Annotated in this window: 16 protein-coding genes; 7 read left to right on the top strand and 9 right to left on the bottom strand. The window is 63.0% G+C overall.

Going from position 1 to position 15138, the window contains the following annotated elements; all coding sequences use genetic code 11:
* Positions 1-8 precede the first annotated feature (8 nt).
* Positions 9-857 carry a serine O-acetyltransferase gene (gene cysE, locus AC0ZT5_RS26955; protein WP_095091679.1) on the bottom strand — a complete coding sequence of 283 codons (849 nt, stop codon included), beginning with the start codon at positions 855-857 and terminating at the stop codon, positions 9-11.
* Positions 858-1140: 283 nt separating this feature from the next.
* Positions 1141-1779 (bottom strand): VOC family protein, encoded by a 639-nt coding sequence (locus tag AC0ZT5_RS26950; RefSeq protein ID WP_488498909.1) that lies wholly within the window; start codon positions 1777-1779, stop codon positions 1141-1143.
* Positions 1780-1985: 206 nt separating this feature from the next.
* Here AC0ZT5_RS26950 and AC0ZT5_RS26945 point away from each other — a divergent pair, with 206 nt between their 5' ends.
* Positions 1986-2618, top strand: coding sequence for an HD domain-containing protein (locus tag AC0ZT5_RS26945; protein WP_488498908.1), 633 nt, complete (start codon positions 1986-1988; stop codon positions 2616-2618).
* Here AC0ZT5_RS26945 and AC0ZT5_RS26940 read toward each other — a convergent pair.
* From AC0ZT5_RS26940 to AC0ZT5_RS26930, 3 genes are all read right to left on the bottom strand, one after another.
* Positions 2597-3364, bottom strand: a complete 768-nt coding sequence (locus AC0ZT5_RS26940; protein ID WP_488498907.1) for an alpha/beta fold hydrolase — start codon at positions 3362-3364, stop codon at positions 2597-2599. The two genes, AC0ZT5_RS26945 and AC0ZT5_RS26940, sit on opposite strands and share 22 nt — an antisense overlap.
* Positions 3365-3384: 20 nt before the next feature.
* Positions 3385-3948 (bottom strand): DUF192 domain-containing protein, encoded by a 564-nt coding sequence (locus tag AC0ZT5_RS26935; RefSeq protein ID WP_488498906.1) that lies wholly within the window; start codon positions 3946-3948, stop codon positions 3385-3387.
* 205 nt (positions 3949-4153) lie between these two features.
* On the bottom strand, positions 4154-4750 hold the full coding sequence (locus AC0ZT5_RS26930) for a cold-shock protein (protein WP_184872181.1): 597 nt from the start codon (positions 4748-4750) through the stop codon (positions 4154-4156).
* Positions 4751-4958: 208 nt separating this feature from the next.
* Here AC0ZT5_RS26930 and gloA point away from each other — a divergent pair, with 208 nt between their 5' ends.
* On the top strand, positions 4959-5399 hold the full coding sequence (gloA, locus tag AC0ZT5_RS26925; protein WP_379017903.1) for a lactoylglutathione lyase: 441 nt from the start codon (positions 4959-4961) through the stop codon (positions 5397-5399).
* Positions 5400-5538: 139 nt separating this feature from the next.
* The gene (locus AC0ZT5_RS26920; RefSeq protein WP_488498905.1) at positions 5539-5841 is read left to right on the top strand and encodes a DUF2218 domain-containing protein; all 303 of its coding nucleotides are present in this window, start codon (positions 5539-5541) and stop codon (positions 5839-5841) included.
* Here the strand turns inward: AC0ZT5_RS26920 and AC0ZT5_RS26915 are convergent.
* Positions 5838-6398, bottom strand: coding sequence for a DUF1697 domain-containing protein (locus tag AC0ZT5_RS26915; RefSeq protein WP_488498904.1), 561 nt, complete (start codon positions 6396-6398; stop codon positions 5838-5840). The genes AC0ZT5_RS26920 and AC0ZT5_RS26915 overlap by 4 nt on opposite strands.
* A 15-nt stretch (positions 6399-6413) precedes the next feature.
* Complete coding sequence (gene ilvA, locus AC0ZT5_RS26910) at positions 6414-7670, bottom strand: threonine ammonia-lyase IlvA (protein ID WP_488498903.1); 1257 nt, start codon at positions 7668-7670, stop codon at positions 6414-6416.
* 188 nt (positions 7671-7858) lie between these two features.
* Here ilvA and AC0ZT5_RS26905 point away from each other — a divergent pair, with 188 nt between their 5' ends.
* The 3 genes from AC0ZT5_RS26905 (at position 7859) to AC0ZT5_RS26895 (ending at position 11754) form a co-directional block, all read left to right on the top strand.
* Positions 7859-9277, top strand: a complete 1419-nt coding sequence (locus tag AC0ZT5_RS26905; protein ID WP_488498902.1) for an aminopeptidase P family N-terminal domain-containing protein — start codon at positions 7859-7861, stop codon at positions 9275-9277.
* A gap of 98 nt (positions 9278-9375) precedes the next feature.
* On the top strand, positions 9376-10449 hold the full coding sequence (locus tag AC0ZT5_RS26900) for an alpha/beta hydrolase (protein WP_488498901.1): 1074 nt from the start codon (positions 9376-9378) through the stop codon (positions 10447-10449).
* A 141-nt stretch (positions 10450-10590) separates the two neighbouring features.
* The gene (locus AC0ZT5_RS26895) at positions 10591-11754 is read left to right on the top strand and encodes an alpha/beta hydrolase (protein WP_488498900.1); all 1164 of its coding nucleotides are present in this window, start codon (positions 10591-10593) and stop codon (positions 11752-11754) included.
* Positions 11755-11778: 24 nt separating this feature from the next.
* Here AC0ZT5_RS26895 and ade read toward each other — a convergent pair whose 3' ends face one another.
* Both ade and AC0ZT5_RS26885 read right to left on the bottom strand, forming a co-directional pair.
* Complete coding sequence (ade, locus tag AC0ZT5_RS26890) at positions 11779-13596, bottom strand: adenine deaminase (RefSeq protein WP_488498899.1); 1818 nt, start codon at positions 13594-13596, stop codon at positions 11779-11781.
* 105 nt (positions 13597-13701) lie between these two features.
* Complete coding sequence (locus tag AC0ZT5_RS26885; RefSeq protein ID WP_488498898.1) at positions 13702-14079, bottom strand: SecDF P1 head subdomain-containing protein; 378 nt, start codon at positions 14077-14079, stop codon at positions 13702-13704.
* A gap of 185 nt (positions 14080-14264) precedes the next feature.
* Between AC0ZT5_RS26885 and AC0ZT5_RS26880 the strand changes: the two genes are divergently transcribed.
* Entirely contained in the window at positions 14265-14930 is a 666-nt protein-coding gene (locus AC0ZT5_RS26880; RefSeq protein ID WP_488498897.1) for an outer membrane protein, read from the top strand.
* Positions 14931-15138: the final 208 nt, after the last annotated feature.

Here is a 15138-nt window from a genome sequence, read left to right as displayed (position 1 = left end):
GATGAAAATCAGATGTCGAAGCTGACGACCTGATCCATCGTCTGCGACGGCAGAAGCTGGTCCATCTGGCGCGACGGCTGATCGCAGCCGGTCTCGCCGACGACGCGGGCCGGCACGCCGGCAACCGTCTTGTTGTGCGGTACAGGCGACAGCACCACCGAGCCTGCCGCGATCTTCGAGCAATGGCCGATTTCGATGTTGCCTAGGATCTTGGCGCCGGCGCCGATCAGCACGCCGTAGCGGATCTTGGGGTGACGGTCGCCGCCGGCCTTGCCGGTGCCGCCCAGCGTCACGCCGTGCAGGATCGACACATCATCCTCGATGACCGCGGTCTCGCCAACGACGAGGCCGGTAGCGTGGTCGATGAAGATGCCCTTGCCGATGCGAGCGGCCGGGTTGATGTCGGTCTGGAAGACCGAGGACGAGCGGCTCTGCAGATAGAGCGCGAAATCCTTGCGGCCCTGCTTCCACAGCCAATGCGCCAGCCGATGGGTCTGGATGGCGTGAAAGCCCTTGAAATAGAGCACCGGCATGATGAAGCGGTCGCAAGCTGGATCGCGGTCGTAATAGGCCTGGATGTCGACGCGCACGGTCGTCGGCCAGTCCTTGTCGTCGGCCAGCATCGACTTGAAGGTCTGACGGATGAGATCGGAGCCGATGTCCTGGTGGTCGAGCCGCTCGGCCAGCCGATGGATGACCGCCTCTTCCAGGCTGTCCTGGTTGAGGATGGTCGAATAGAGGAAGGCGGCAAGCAGCGGGTCGCGGTTGACCGCCTCCATCGCCTCGTCGCGGATCGAGCGCCAGATCGGATCGACCGGCTGCAATGCGCTCTGTCGGGAAATGCTGATGCTGTTCATTGCCGTCTCGTCCTGCGTCCTGCCGGGCTGGCCCGCTGTGCTTGCCTTGTCTGGCCGCACATATAAGCCAGATCATAACACGATTGAACTCAATTTTCCTTAGTGCAATGTCAAATGGATTTGGTTCGCGGGAATTCAAGCGGCCATGGAAAACGAACCCTTGATCGACAACGCGCCGAACAAGCGAACCCTCCGCGCCGGAGCTCGCGGAAGGCGTAGCGATCAGGTGGCCGGCGAGCGTGATTTCACCGCGATGTTGATGACGACGGCCCGTGGCCGCTGGTCACGTCGGTAGCGGCTTGCCGGCCTGTTCCGCGACCATGTATTCGGCGTACCAGTCGGGCCAGTTCTCATCCCGCTGTCCGCCGGTCCGCGTCTCGTGTTCGCCATGCGCGGCCGCCGCACGCCGCAGCGCTGCAGCAAGCTCGGTCGATGAGGTGAATGTCGTGTCGTGGGCATCGACGCGCCCAGGCAATCGCTGGGTGATCTCCTGCAGCAGCCAGCTGTTGCCGTCCGGGTCGCTGAACGAGGCAAAGGAGGAATAACTGCGGCCCTCCGGATGCCTGCCGCTGATCGGCGGCTGCCCAGGGCCCGCACGGTGAAACACTTCGCTCGCATCGACCCCGCGCGCCACCAGTTCGGCACGTGCCGCCACGATATCCGACACAACGAGATAAAGTCCCTTTGCCGAGCCCGGCGCGGCGGTCGTGAGGCCCTTGCCAAAATGGATCGAGCATGGCGAACCCGGAGGCGTGAACTGCACGACGCGAAAAGCATCGCCAACGACGAAGTCGGCATCGAGCCTCCAGCCCAGGCCACCATAGAAACGCTTGGCCCGATCGGCATCCGAAACGGAAATGATGACGGCCTCCAGCTTCATGTCGACAGTCCTCGGTCGAGAGGTCTCGGTTGCGGTGGTCATGTCAGGCTCCTTGGGCTTGAGTGCTTTGAAAATGACAAGATGCGTCCGAGCGGGTGACCGCGTGGATCCTGCTCATGCCAAGGAGCTTCCCGCCATCATGCGAATTGGTCAATCGGGTACGGCACCATGGCTCCCCGCCGCCTTCCGCCGTGCCGTGTTTTGGCCCAGGATGCCGGGATTATTTTATCGGGTGATAGTGACGCCGTATGGAAAACGAACCTTTGATCGACGAGCCGCTGAAACGCGAACTTTCAGCGCTCTACGCCGCGCAAGACCGCCACTATCACAACCTTGCCCACATCGAGGCGATGCTGGCGCTGGCAGGCGACTATCGAGGGCTGCTCGGCGATCCCGAGGCCGTCGAAGCGGCGATCTGGTTCCATGACGCCATCTATGACAGCAAGGCAAAGGACAACGAGGCGCAAAGTGCCGCCCTTGCCGAGCAAAAGCTCGCGGGCCGCGTCGAGGCTGGGCGCCTCGACCGCATCTCATCGATGATCGTCGCCACCGCCACGCACCAGCTGCCGTCGTTCGACGACCCGACGGCAGTACGGGACGCCGGTCTTTTCCTCGACATGGATTTGTCGATCCTGGGTGCTCAGCCGGATGCCTTCGACGCTTATGAGCACGCTGTCCGGCGCGAATACGCCTGGGTGGAGGAGCCGATGTGGCGGACCGGCCGCAGCGCGGTCCTGAAGAATTTCCTCGCCCGCCCGCACATCTTCCACACCGAAGAGTTTCGCCAGCGCTTCGAGCCGCAGGCCAGATTGAACATGGCGCGGTCGTTGGAGGCCCTTACGCCCCCGCCGCCGTCCGCTCAGAGCGGATTTTCGGCATAGAACTCCAGCACGCGTTGCTTGAAGGTCTTGTCCCCGACCGCCAGCATATGGTCCCGGCCCTCGATGTGGAAGGCCCTGGCGTTCGGCATCAATGCCGCGAGTTCATCGGGCGAGCCGCCAATGTCGTCCGTCGTGCCGACGGCGATCAGCGTCGGCTGGGCGATGCGCGCAAGATCGTCCTCGCTCAGCAATTCTCGCGACCTGGCGATACAAGCGGCCAGCGCCCGGCGGTCGCTGCGGGTCTGGTCGGCGAAGGCGCGAAACGATCGCCCACGCCGATGGCTGGTCGCGGCAGGATCGTCGGCGAGCAGGGCCGCGGCGATCGGATCCCAGTCGCCGACGCCGTCGATCATGCCGATGCCGAGCCCGCCGAAGACCAGCGTCGCCACCTTGTCCGGATCGGACAGCGCCAGGAACGCCGCAATGCGCGCGCCCATCGAATAGCCCATGACATGGGCGCGTTCGATGCCGAGATGGCCAAGCAAGGCGGCGGCATCCGAAGCCATCTTGACCGGCGTGTAGTCGGCCTCGTCATAACTCTTCGACGACGAACCGTGGCCGCGATTGTCGAAGGCGATGGCGCGGTAACCGGCATCGTTCAGCGTCTTGAACCAGCCCGGCGATACCCAATTGACATAGTGGGTCGAGGCAAAGCCATGGATCATCAGCACCGGATCGCCCTCACCCGACGCCGGCTGGCGGTCGAGGAAGGCAAGATCAAAGCCGTCATGGGTGAAAACCTGCATCAGCGATCCCGCCTGCGCGCTCAACCGGCACCGCCGTTGGGCGCATCGCCATTGTCCGATGGCGGCACGCCCGGACCAGACGCCGTGCCAACGGCCGGATGGCGCAACAGGTCGCCATACTCGATGCCATCCCTGGCCGCGGTGCCCGCTTTGAGCTCCAGCACGAAACGCACCGGCACGCCAGGCGAAATGATGGCCTCGGATTGCGGCTCGCCGTGCTTGATCGCCCGGATCTTGCCATCCTGGCCGACAAAGATCAGATCAAGCGGCATCGGGGTGTTCTGCATCCAGAAGCCAACCTGCTGCTGGATATCGAAGACGAACAACATGCCATGGTCGTCCGCCATGTCCTGGCGGTACATCAGCCCGGCCTCGCGCTCAGCGGCGGTGTTGGCGACTTCGATGGAAAAAGAACGATCGCCGCCTTTGGTCACCACAACCAGCGGCGCCGGATCGACCGGAAGGATCATCGCCCGACTGTCGGCCGCGGTCGGCCGGTCGGAATAGAAGTAAGCACCCGCGGCCACGACCACGGCGACAATGGCGCACACCAAACCCGCGGTCAGCCAGTTCCTGTGAGCCATTCAAAATCCTCGACCGGAAATCGTCCGGGAGCGCGTCGCCTCGGGTCAGCCCGTGGGCATGCTTTCGGGCGACATGCATTAAACCATGATCCCGAAAAGTGGAACCCGATTTTCTCGGACCGTTTGTCCGGAGATCATGGTCAAACAAAGAGGACATGGAGCGCCATCCCGATCGGTCGGGATGGGCCACTTTTCGGCGACTGAATTAGTGCGAGACCGGCAAGGTCCCCATGTCGGGGTGAATCTCGGCGGCCATAAGGCCTTTGTCGCCGCGCCCGAAACGAACCAGCACGACTTGCCCCGGCCGAAGCTCGGTGATGCCGTAACGGCGCAAGGTCTCCATGTGGACGAAGATGTCCTCGGTGCCCTCGCCGCGGGTGAGAAAACCAAACCCCTTGGTGCGGTTGAACCATTTCACCAAAGCGCGTTCGAGGCCGCTTTCCGGCGTCACCGCGATATGGGTGCGCTGCTCCTGCATTTCGGCCGGATGGACCGCGGTGGTGACGTCCATGGAGAGCACCCGGAAGGCCTGCAACCCGCGATCGCCATGCTTGACGAGGCAGACCACGCGTGCGCCCTCCAGGGCCGTCTGAAAGCCGTCTTTTCGAAGACATGTCACATGGAGGAGGATGTCGCCCGATATGCCGTCATCCGGAAGGATGAAACCGTAGCCCTTGGCCACATCGAACCATTTGATGGCGCCGGCAATTTCGAGCAGATCGGCGGCATCGCCGCCTTCGTCACGATGCAAGGCGTCGCCAAGGGTTCCGTTCCGCCCCGTCAAAGAGGCCTTTTCCCCCATAAGAATGCCCCCATATTTTTCAAGAACACCGCAACTGATTCTTGACACCAGATTAACACCGCGGCTTCCGGTGTGTGCAAGACCTGACGTGCCTTTTTTGGGGGAATACCGGATTTGTTCTTTGCCGGCGTTGCGCAGTGCCGAACGATTGCCCTTTGAGCGGGTCGATCCTATGTTGCGCCGCAACGCAATTCATCGAGGAAATCACATGCGCTATCTGCACACCATGGTCCGCGTCGCCGACGTCGACGCCTCGCTCGATTTCTACTGCGCCAAGCTCGGCCTCAAGGAGGTGCGCCGCTACGAAAACGAGCAAGGCCGCTTCACGCTGATCTTCCTGGCCGCGCCGGAAGACGAGGAGAGCGGCGTCAACGAAAAGGCACCGCTCATCGAACTGACCTACAATTGGGATCCGGAAGACTACAAGGGCGGGCGTAATTTCGGCCACCTCGCCTATGAGGTCGACGACATCTACGCCACCTGCCAGCATCTGATGGACAATGGGGTCACCATCAACCGGCCGCCGCGCGACGGCAACATGGCCTTCATCAGGTCGCCGGACGGCATTTCGATCGAGCTCCTGCAGAAGGGCCCGGCCAAGGCCAAGGCCGAACCCTGGGCTTCGATGGCGAACACCGGAAGCTGGTAGCCCTCGACCCCGGGCGAAAAATCGCCGGCAGCCTTTGGCGCTTTGCGCGATGGCACCTATCTACCGCGCTGTCGCGCCAGCCTGGCAAGTCTGGCGCCATGTCAAGCAAAGGGCGCCTGCCCTACCGGAGAGTTCACTGATGCCGACCAGCCATGCCGATGTCGCCACCGAACATGCCAGCCGCTATCTGCAGCAGCTGTGCAAGCATTGGGCGCACAAATTCCCCGTCGAGTTCGATCCGCACCATGGGACCATCGATCTCTCGCTCGGCCGCACGGTGATGGATGCCGATGCGAGCGAGCTGCATATCACTGTGTCGACCAAGGAAGGCGAATCGCTCGAGCGTCTGGAAAGCGTCGTTGCCGATCACATCAAACGCTTTGCTTTTCGCGAAGAACTGACCTTCGACTGGAAGCCCGCAACGGCAGCGCAATCGGCCTAAGCTCCGCCTGCCTGGCCGGCCATCTCCAGCAGCGCTAGGACCGAACGCCAGTTGCGCGCGGTGCCCGGCACCTTCAGCGTGCGCGGGATCAGCCCGGCAAAAACCGATTTGCCGAGCCCGTCCGGCGCGTGCAGGTAAAGCACGTCGCCCTTGATCTCGAATCGTTCGGGGCCAGTGCACTTTTCGGCCAGCCGCGCCACCTCATCGCCGGTCGGCTCGCGCTCCAGCACATAGGCGTGGAGCTTCGTATGGTCCGCAGCCACTTCCGGATAGGGATTTTCCCTCACCAACCGCTCGAACCAGCCGAGATCGCGCACCATGATGCGCGAATGGAACCCCCATTTCTTCTCGAAGGCTGCTTCGATCTGTTTGGCCAGCGTCGCCGCGTCACCCGTCTTCGCCCGGAACACGGCATTGCCGCTCTGCACATAGGTGGCGACATCGGAAAAGCCGAGGTCCTCGAAGAACGACCGCAGCTCCGCCATCTTGACGATGCGGTTGCCGCCGACATTGATGCCGGAAAACAGCGCGACGAAGCTTTTTCCCTGATCAGTCATCTGATCATCGATCACTCATATAATGAACCCGGCCAGCGTCTCGTTGTCGGTGATATCCTGGTACTGGACGCCTTCGGCCTCGAAATTCGCCTTGAGCAGGTCGAAATTGCGGCGATCCTTGGTTTCGATGCCGATCAGCACCGAGCCGAAATTGCGTGCCGATTTCTTCAGATATTCAAAGCGGGCGATGTCGTCGTCGGGCCCAAGCAATTCAAGGAAATCGCGCAACGCGCCCGGCCGCTGCGGAAAGCGGATGATGAAATATTTCTTCAGGCCCTCGAAGCGCAGCGCCCGTTCCTTGACGTCGGGCAGCCGCTCGAAGTCGAAATTGCCGCCTGAAACCACGGCGACGATTGTCTTGCCCCTGATCTCTTTCCTGGAAAAATCCTTCAGCGCGTCGATCGCCAGCGCGCCGGCCGGCTCCAGCACGACGCCTTCGACATTGAGCATCTCGATTATGGTGGCACAAAGCCGGTTTTCCGGGATCAGCCGCACCATATCCGCCGGAAAATCCTTGAGGTGCCGCAACGGCTCGCGACCAATCTCGGCGACCGCCGCGCCATCGACGAAATTGTCGACCTTGGCGAGCTTCAGGCGCTTTCCGGCAGACAGGCTCTCGCGCAGGCTTGGCGCGCCGGCCGGCTCGCAGAAGACGAAGCGCGCTTCGCGACCCTGATCGGCGAAATAGTGGGTGACGCCGGCGGCGAGCCCGCCGCCGCCGACCGGCAGCATGATGATGTCGGGCATGCGGGCGCCCGGCATCTGGTCGGCAATCTCATAGGCGACGGTCGCCTGGCCCTCGATGATGTCCTTGTGGTCGAAGGGCGGCACCATGTGGGCGCCGGAACTTTCGGTGAATTCGAAGGCGGCGCGGTAGCAATCGTCGAAAAAGTCGCCGACCAGCCTGATCTCGACGAAATCGCCGCCGAACAGCCTGGTTTTGTCGATCTTCTGCTGCGGCGTCGTCACCGGCATGAACACGACGCCTTTCTTGCCGAAGTGGCGGCAGACGAAAGCGAAGCCCTGCGCATGGTTGCCGGCGGACGCGCAGACGAACAGTTCAGCCTCATTGCCGGCCGCAAGCGTCTTGCGGAAGAAATTGAAGGCGCCACGGATCTTGTAGGAACGCACCGGCGACAGGTCCTCACGCTTCAGCAGCACCCGAGCCCCGGTCTTTTTCGACAGGTAGTCGTTCTCCTGCAACGGCGTTTCCGGAAAGATCTGGCGGATCGCGGCGGCAGCGGTGGCGACTCGGGAAGAGAAACTGTTCATCGGAAAACCACCTTGCACCGCCTGTTATCCGCAGACCTCGATCATCGATCGGGCCGCGCTCCGGCTGTTTGTTGCACGCCCTGCCGTCGTGCGGCCGATCCCGCCTATGGCATATCCGGAGGCCCGACGCCATTGTCCTGCCAGTCTTGCCCCTCTGCAACGGGCATTCGCAGAATCCTTGCAAGCACTTGGAGGCGTTTGTTCATGCCTGTCGCAGCGGTCGGCCTGAAATCCATGTCGCTGCCGGAATTCGGCGAGCCGACGGTGATGCCGTTGGTTGCGCGCGCCACCCACGAAGCCCGCATCGCGGCGCTGACGGCACTGGCGCCAAGGCCGGCCTCGATGCCTTCGCCATCTATGGCGACCGCGAACACGCGGCCAATGTCGCCTATCTCTCGGGCTATGATCCGCGCTTCGAGGAAACGCTGCTGGTCATCGTTCCCGGCAAGCAGCCAAGGCTTCTCGTCGGCAATGAAGGCTGGGGCTATGCCGAACTCTGCGACGGGCCATACGAACGTGTCCTCTACCAGACGTTCTCGCTGCCGGCTCAGCCGCGCGATCTCTCGGACGCGCTGCCCGACATCCTCGCCGATAGCGGCCTGAGGCCCGGCCAGCGCATCGGCGCCATCGGCTGGAAACCGTTCGGCGCAGGCGATGCAGGTTTTGGCGAGACGGCGCTCGACCTGCCCTCCTTCATCGCCGATACGCTTCGCGCGCTTGTCGGCGACAAGGGCGCGGTCGTGAACGCGGCCAACCTGCTGATGAACCCCACCGACGGGCTGCGCGCCATCAACGAGGCCGACCAACTGGCTGCCTTCGAGTTCGCCGCGACCTTCACCTCGCAGGGGTTGCGCAATGTCCTGCAAGGCATCGAGCCTGGCATGACCGAATTGCAGGCGGCCCGGCTGATGGGCATGAACGGCTTACCGCATGGCTGTCATCCGATGCTGTCTGCCGGCAAGCGCGCCGCTTATGGCCTGCCCAGCCCGCGCCTAGACGTCATCCGGCGTGGCGACCCGATCACCATGGCCTATGGCATCCAGGGTGCGCTCAATGCACGCGCCGGTTTCCTCGCCGAGGAGGCATCCGAACTTCCGCATGCCATCCGCGACTATGTCGAAAGACTGGTCGCGCCCTATTTTGCCGCTGTCGTCGACTGGTACGAAGCGATCGGCATCGGCACCACGGGAGGCACGCTGTGGAAAGCGGTGCATGACCGCATAGGCGATCCCTTCTTTGGTGTTTCACTCAATCCCGGCCATCTCGTCCATATCGACGAATGGATGCATTCGCCGGTGTTTTCCGGCTCCGACATCAGACTTCGATCGGGCATGGCGCTGCAGGTCGACGTCATCCCGGCGACCGGCAGCGACTATTTCACCACCAATATCGAGGACGGCATCGCGCTCGCCGACGAGCCTCTGCGCGAGGAGATCGCGGCGCGCTATCCCGAGGCCTGGAGCCGCATCGAGGCGCGACGCGGCTTCATGGCGGATGTACTCGGCATCCGCCTCAAGCCGGAGGTGTTGCCCTTCTCCAACATTCCGGCGTTTCTGCCGCCGTTTTGGCTTTCGCGCAACAGTGCGATGACTGTGACCCGGCGCTGAGCACATTTCGGCTGAACGCGACTTAGTTCTGCCGCACTCTGGCTGTCCGGGATGTCGCGGGGGTAGGCAGGCCTTTTGGCCGGAGTTGGAATTTCTGAGTGCCTTTGAAGAATATCTTTGCCGTTGTCCTTATCTTGCTCGTCGCCGGCTGCGCCGGCACGCAAACACAGGAACTGCTTGGCAGCGCCATCGTCGCGACGCCGGTGACGGAGATCGCCGGCAACCACAGCATCTTCATCGCGACGACGCGCAAGAAATCCGACGATCCCAACAAGGTCTTCGACGGCGAGCGCTCGGCCACGCTGAATTACGCCCGCGTCACCGTCACGGTGCCAGGTTCCCACCAGACCGGCCAGATCGAGCGCCGGTCGCGCGGCAAATCCGACGACCCGGCGAAATATTTCATGGCGTCCGAAGTCGTCGGCTACGACGCGCAGCCGAAGTTCTCCAGCGCGCTCGACGCTGACATCGCGGCGCGGGGCGGCCGCGTCATGGTCTTCGTTCATGGCTACAACACCGGCTTCGATGATGCCGTCTACCGCTTGACGCAGATCGTCCATGATTCCGGCTATCCGGGCACGCCGGTGCTATTTTCCTGGGCCTCCGGCGCCAAGACCACCGACTATGTCTATGACAAGGAAAGCGCCAGCGCGGCCCGCGACCAGCTCGAAGTGACCTTGAGGATGCTGGAGCAGTCCGGAGCGCGGCGCATCGACATCGTCGCCCATTCGATGGGCACCTGGGTGACGATGGAAACGCTGCGCCAGATGGCAATCAGCGGCGACCGCGATCTCGGCGGCAAGCTCGGCGACGTGGTGCTGGCCTCGCCCGACATCGATGTCGATGTGTTCAAGAGCCAGATGCGACGCTACGGCAAGCCTGACAAGCCGTTCATCCTGCTGCTCTCCGACGACGATCGGGCGCTCAGGCTCTCAGGCCTGATTGCCGGCTCGCGGCCACGCGTCGGCGACTACAAGGATGCAGCCGATCTTGCCTCCTACGGCGTGACCGTGGTCGACCTTTCAAAGGTCAAGGGAAGCGATAGCTTCAACCACACCAAATTCGCCGACAATCCCGAACTGGTGAAGATGATCGGTCAGCGGCTGCGCGACGATGACGGTTTTGCCAGCGATCGCGACGTGACCGATCGCATCGGCCTGCTCGGGCAATAGGCGAAATCCCCCGATTTTGCCGTGCCTGTTCAGCATTGCAGACGTCTAGGCTCACTTTGAACTGGACCGCGCCGGCCTCTGGCCTTATCGGAATATCCAGCGACGTCATGCGTTTGATGTCCCCCTTTGCGGAGCCGGCGTGTGACCGTGCGTTCGAAGAGCTACCTTGTCGTCGCATTCGCGCTGGCTGTCACCGGCTGCGCCGGCCAGAAAACCCATGATCTGCTCAACAAGACGACGATCACGGTGCCCGCTTCCGACATCGCTGCGACGCATGAGATCTTCGTTGCCACCACCCGGCAGAGGGCAACAAAGAACCCGCGACAGGTCTACGACGGCGACCGTTCGCTGACCACCAGCTTTGCCCGGGTCGACGTGACCGTTCCCAAAAGCCATCAGCTCGGCGCCATCGAGCGGGTCAAGGGATCCGCAAACAGCAATCCGGCCAAGGATTTCACCGCTAAGGACGTGACCTTCTATGAAGGCGCGCCGCAATTCGCCAAGGCGGTCGGCGCCGACATCGCCATGAGCGGCGGACGTGCGCTGGTTTTCGTGCACGGCTTCAACAACGGTTTCGACGACGGCATCTATCGGCTGACGCAGATTGCCCACGACACGAAATATCCCGGCACTCCGGTGCTGTTTTCCTGGGCGTCAAGCGGCAAGACGACCGGTTATATCTACGACAAGGAAAGCGCCAACGCGGCGCGCGACGACCTCGAGGCGACGCTCAGGATGCTGGCCAAGACGCGGGTCGAGAGCATCGACATCATCGCTCACTCGATGGGAACCTGGGTGACGATGGAAGCGCTGCGGCAGCTCGCCATCACCGGCGATCGCGATCTCGGCGGCAAGCTCGGCTATGTCATCCTGGCCTCACCGGACATCGATGTCGATGTGTTCAAGAAGCAGATGATCCGCTACGGCAAGCCGGACAAGCCGTTCGCCATCCTGCTCTCGGGCGACGACCGCGCGCTCAAGCTGTCTTCCCTGATCTCTGGCGATAAGCCGCGCGTTGGCGATTACAGCAATGCCGCCGACCTTGCCAGCTATGGCGTGGTCGTGGTGGACCTGACCAAGACCAAGAGCGGCGACCGTTTGAACCATGCCAAATTCGCCGACAACCCGATCCTGGTGCAACTGCTCGGCGACCGGCTGCGCACACCGGCCGCTCTACGAGCGGACGAGCCCGACGCGGTGCGGTTCGATAACATCGGCCAGGGTATAGGCAAGGCCGTCGGCTCGGTCGCCGAGGTCGTGATCACCACGCCGTTCAGGGTGCTGACCGTCGGCGCTGGCGGGTGATCAGCCGAGCGCCGACGGCTGATCTCAGACGAAAAGATCGACCTTCTGGAACGTCGTCACATCGATCAGCCCGACGTCGGAAATCCTCAGTTCCGGAATGACGACCAGTGCCAGCAGCGAGTGCTGCATATAGGCGTTGTTCAACGAACAGCCCATCTTGCGCATCGCATCGGTCAGCTTCTCGGCCTTGGCGGCGACGATTTCCGCCCGCTCGTCCGACATCAGCCCCGCGATCGGCATTTCGACGAGCGCCAGTTCCTTGCCCTTGGAGAACAGCACAACGCCGCCGCCGACCTCGCCCAGTCGGTTCACGGCCAGCGCCATGTCCTGCTTGTTGGTGCCGACGACGATGATGTGGTGCGAATCGTGCGCCACGCTGGAGGCCATGGCGCAATCGCCCATGTAGCCGAAGCCGGAGACGAAGGCGTTGGTGACGCCGCCTGTGCCCTTGTGGCGCTCGACCAGTGCGATCTGGCAGATATCGTTGCGGCGGTCCATGGCGACCAGCCCGTCCTCGACCGGCAGATCGGCCTCCAATGCCCGCGTCGGCGCCTGATTCTCGATGACGCCGATGACGCGTACGCGCACCTCGTTGGCGCCCTTGGGAGCCGCGATGTCGAAGTCGCCGGCCTTGAGTTTCTTGCCGAGCTTGACGGTGTTCTTGGCCGTCTTCGGGTAGTCATAGGCCGGAATGTCGATTTCGAGCTTGCCGCCTTTGGCCAGCCTGACGCCACGCGCATAGACCTCATCGATGGTCATCGCGGAGAGATCCGAGACGATCAGCAGGTCGGCCAGCCGCCCCGGCGCGATCGAGCCGATCTCGCGTTCGAGCTTGAAATGCTGGGCGGTGTTGAGCGTCGCCATCTGGATTGCCGTTACAGGCTTCAACCCTTGTTGGATTGCGTGCCGCACCACCCGGTCCATATGGCCTTCATGGACCAGCGTACCGGAATGGCTGTCGTCCGTGCACAGGATGAAGTTGCGCGGATCGATGCCGCTCTCGGTCACCGCCTTGATCTGCGAGGCGACATCATACCAGGCCGAGCCCAGCCGCAGCATCGCCTTCATGCCCTGGCGCACGCGCGCAATGGCATCCTCGGCCCGCGTGCCCTCGTGGTCGTCTTCCGGCCCGCCGGCGACGTAGCCGTGGAACGGCAGGCCGAGATCGCGCGAGGCATAATGTCCGCCAACCGTTTTCCCCGCTTTCACCGTCGCCGCGATCTCGCCAGACATGACCGGGTCGTTGGCGGCGACACCGGGGAAATTCATCACTTCGCCCAGCCCGATGATGTTTTCCCAAGTCATCGCTTCGGCGACATCGGCGACCGTCAGCTCGGCGCCGGCATGTTCCAGCCCTGGTGCCGAAGGCACGCAGGACGGCATCTGCACATGCACATTGACCGGCATCGCGACGGCTTCGTCATGCATCAGCCGCACGCCGGGCAGGCCCAGCACATTGGCGATCTCGTGCGGATCGATGAACATCGAGGTGGTGCCGTGCGGAATGACGGCGCGGCAGAACTCCGTGACCGTCACCATGCCGCTCTCGACATGCATATGCGCGTCGCAAAGGCCGGGAACCAGATAGCGCCCGCCGGCGTCGACCACCTTTGTGCCCTGGCCGATGGCATGGCTGGCGTTCGGCCCGCAATAGGCGAAGCGCCCGCCGGCAATGGCGATGTCGGTCCCGGCGATGATCTCGCCAGAATGGACGTTCACCCAGCGGCCGTTGCGGATGACGAGATCGGCGGGTTTGCGCCCCATGGCGACATCGACCAGCTGCGTCGCCATCTCGGTCCAGGGTTTCGGTTTCGTCGCATGCGCCGATGGCTTCTTGGCCATGAAAGACTCCTGTTTGCCCGACTGTGCCAAGCCAGTGTGGTTTTGACCAGCATCAAACTGGGACCTGTCGCGCCATTACAAAGGCTGTCCGGCCTTTCACGAAGGCTACTGCGCGCTGACGTCGACCGTGACTTTCGCCTTTCCGGCCGAAATTTGTTCGGCGAGACGCCTGAGTTCGCCCTTGGCGACCCTGCCGCTGATCATGACCTCGCCGCCGAGGATGGGTTCGACCAGCCGCGGCGACATCACGACGTTGCCGCCGACGCTGAGATCAATCGTCTTCCCGACATTCGCCTTTGTGAAAGCGGCGAATGCCCGCCCACTATCCGGCGTCATCTTGAGGTTGAGCGCCACTTGTCCTGGTGCCAGATCGGGTACCACCACGGCCTTGGCGATGGCCAGCGTCAACGGCTCGGCCATGGCGAGGCCGCAGGCGAGCAGCACGACGGCTGTTGCAGCGATCGGGCCAAACAGGACGCGCATCGGGAATTTTCTCCACAAACCGCCGATCTTGCACGGCGACGCTGCCGCGGCAATGCCGCTTGTCTCCGGCCTGGCGGCACCGGGCTTGCGACCGGCATCGGCCAGAATAGGATTCCGTTTTGTCGTAAATCGGGTTACCCTCCCGGAAAGGGCCTTTCTGAATTCGTCATTTCGGGGAGTTCGATGTGCGTCGCCTGATGGTCGCAACTGCCGGTTTTCTCGCTGCCCTGGCCGTGCCGGCTTCCGCAGCCGACCCCACCGTCGACGTCCCGATGACCTCGCCCGGCTTCGACTGGACCGGCTACTACGCCGGCTTGCAGGCTGGATATGGCTGGGGCCAGTCCGATATCAACGGGACGGGGGGCGAGCCATTTTCCGTCTCGCCCGATATCGACGGCGGTTTTGTCGGCGGCCATATCGCCGGCCTGTGGCAGTTCGACCAGGCAGTGATCGGCGCCGAGGCCGACCTCAACTATTCCTCGGTCGACGGCACGACCGAGGCGGAGCCGGGAAACACTTTCGGCACCGACGTCAAATGGTTCGGATCAATCAACGCCAAGGCCGGCTACGCAATGGACCGGCTGCTGGTCTACGGCATCGGCGGCATCGCCTTTGCCGGCATCGAAACGTCGCAAGCGACGGCCACGGCGTTCGACAGCTCACGCACGAGTGTCGGCTGGGCCGTGGGTGCCGGCGTCGACTACGCGCTTACCGACAAGTTCGTCGTCGGAGCGCAGTATCGCTACTATGATTTCGGCTCGGAGCACTTTGACGCGTCCGGCGATTTCACCGACCGCGACCAGGATGTGAAGCTGAACACGGTGGGCATAAATTTGAGCTACAAGTTCTGAGCCTCGCCAGCGGCCTGGCGCGACCCGGCCAAGACCGTGGCTCAAGAAGCTCGTTTGGTGGAAGGGGCGGCCGACGCCCCCAGTTGGGCGGGGTGATGGGTTGGGCTGAGAAGCGCCGGCCTGGGCGGGTTTGATCCGCCGAGTGGTATCATACCAGTACCTCCGGCGCGCATAATTCCGTGATCGCACCAGTACGATCAAACCGCCC

The sequence above is a fragment of the Mesorhizobium sp. CNPSo 4670 genome (assembly GCF_057784235.1).
This window is presented reverse-complemented; position numbering and strand designations above follow the sequence as displayed.

Coding starts and splice junctions, on each gene's coding strand:
- AC0ZT5_RS26915 (WP_488498904.1), bottom strand. CDS start 6,398: ATGACTGATCAGGGAAAAAGCTTCGTCGCGCTGTTTTCCGGCATCAAT.
- AC0ZT5_RS26930 (WP_184872181.1), bottom strand. CDS start 4,750: ATGGGGGAAAAGGCCTCTTTGACGGGGCGGAACGGAACCCTTGGCGAC.
- AC0ZT5_RS26885 (WP_488498898.1), bottom strand. CDS start 14,079: ATGCGCGTCCTGTTTGGCCCGATCGCTGCAACAGCCGTCGTGCTGCTC.
- cysE (WP_095091679.1), bottom strand. CDS start 857: ATGAACAGCATCAGCATTTCCCGACAGAGCGCATTGCAGCCGGTCGAT.
- AC0ZT5_RS26920 (WP_488498905.1), top strand. CDS start 5,539: ATGCCGACCAGCCATGCCGATGTCGCCACCGAACATGCCAGCCGCTAT.
- AC0ZT5_RS26950 (WP_488498909.1), bottom strand. CDS start 1,779: ATGACCACCGCAACCGAGACCTCTCGACCGAGGACTGTCGACATGAAG.
- gloA (WP_379017903.1), top strand. CDS start 4,959: ATGCGCTATCTGCACACCATGGTCCGCGTCGCCGACGTCGACGCCTCG.
- AC0ZT5_RS26935 (WP_488498906.1), bottom strand. CDS start 3,948: ATGGCTCACAGGAACTGGCTGACCGCGGGTTTGGTGTGCGCCATTGTC.
- AC0ZT5_RS26945 (WP_488498908.1), top strand. CDS start 1,986: ATGGAAAACGAACCTTTGATCGACGAGCCGCTGAAACGCGAACTTTCA.
- AC0ZT5_RS26940 (WP_488498907.1), bottom strand. CDS start 3,364: ATGCAGGTTTTCACCCATGACGGCTTTGATCTTGCCTTCCTCGACCGC.
- ilvA (WP_488498903.1), bottom strand. CDS start 7,670: ATGAACAGTTTCTCTTCCCGAGTCGCCACCGCTGCCGCCGCGATCCGC.
- ade (WP_488498899.1), bottom strand. CDS start 13,596: ATGGCCAAGAAGCCATCGGCGCATGCGACGAAACCGAAACCCTGGACC.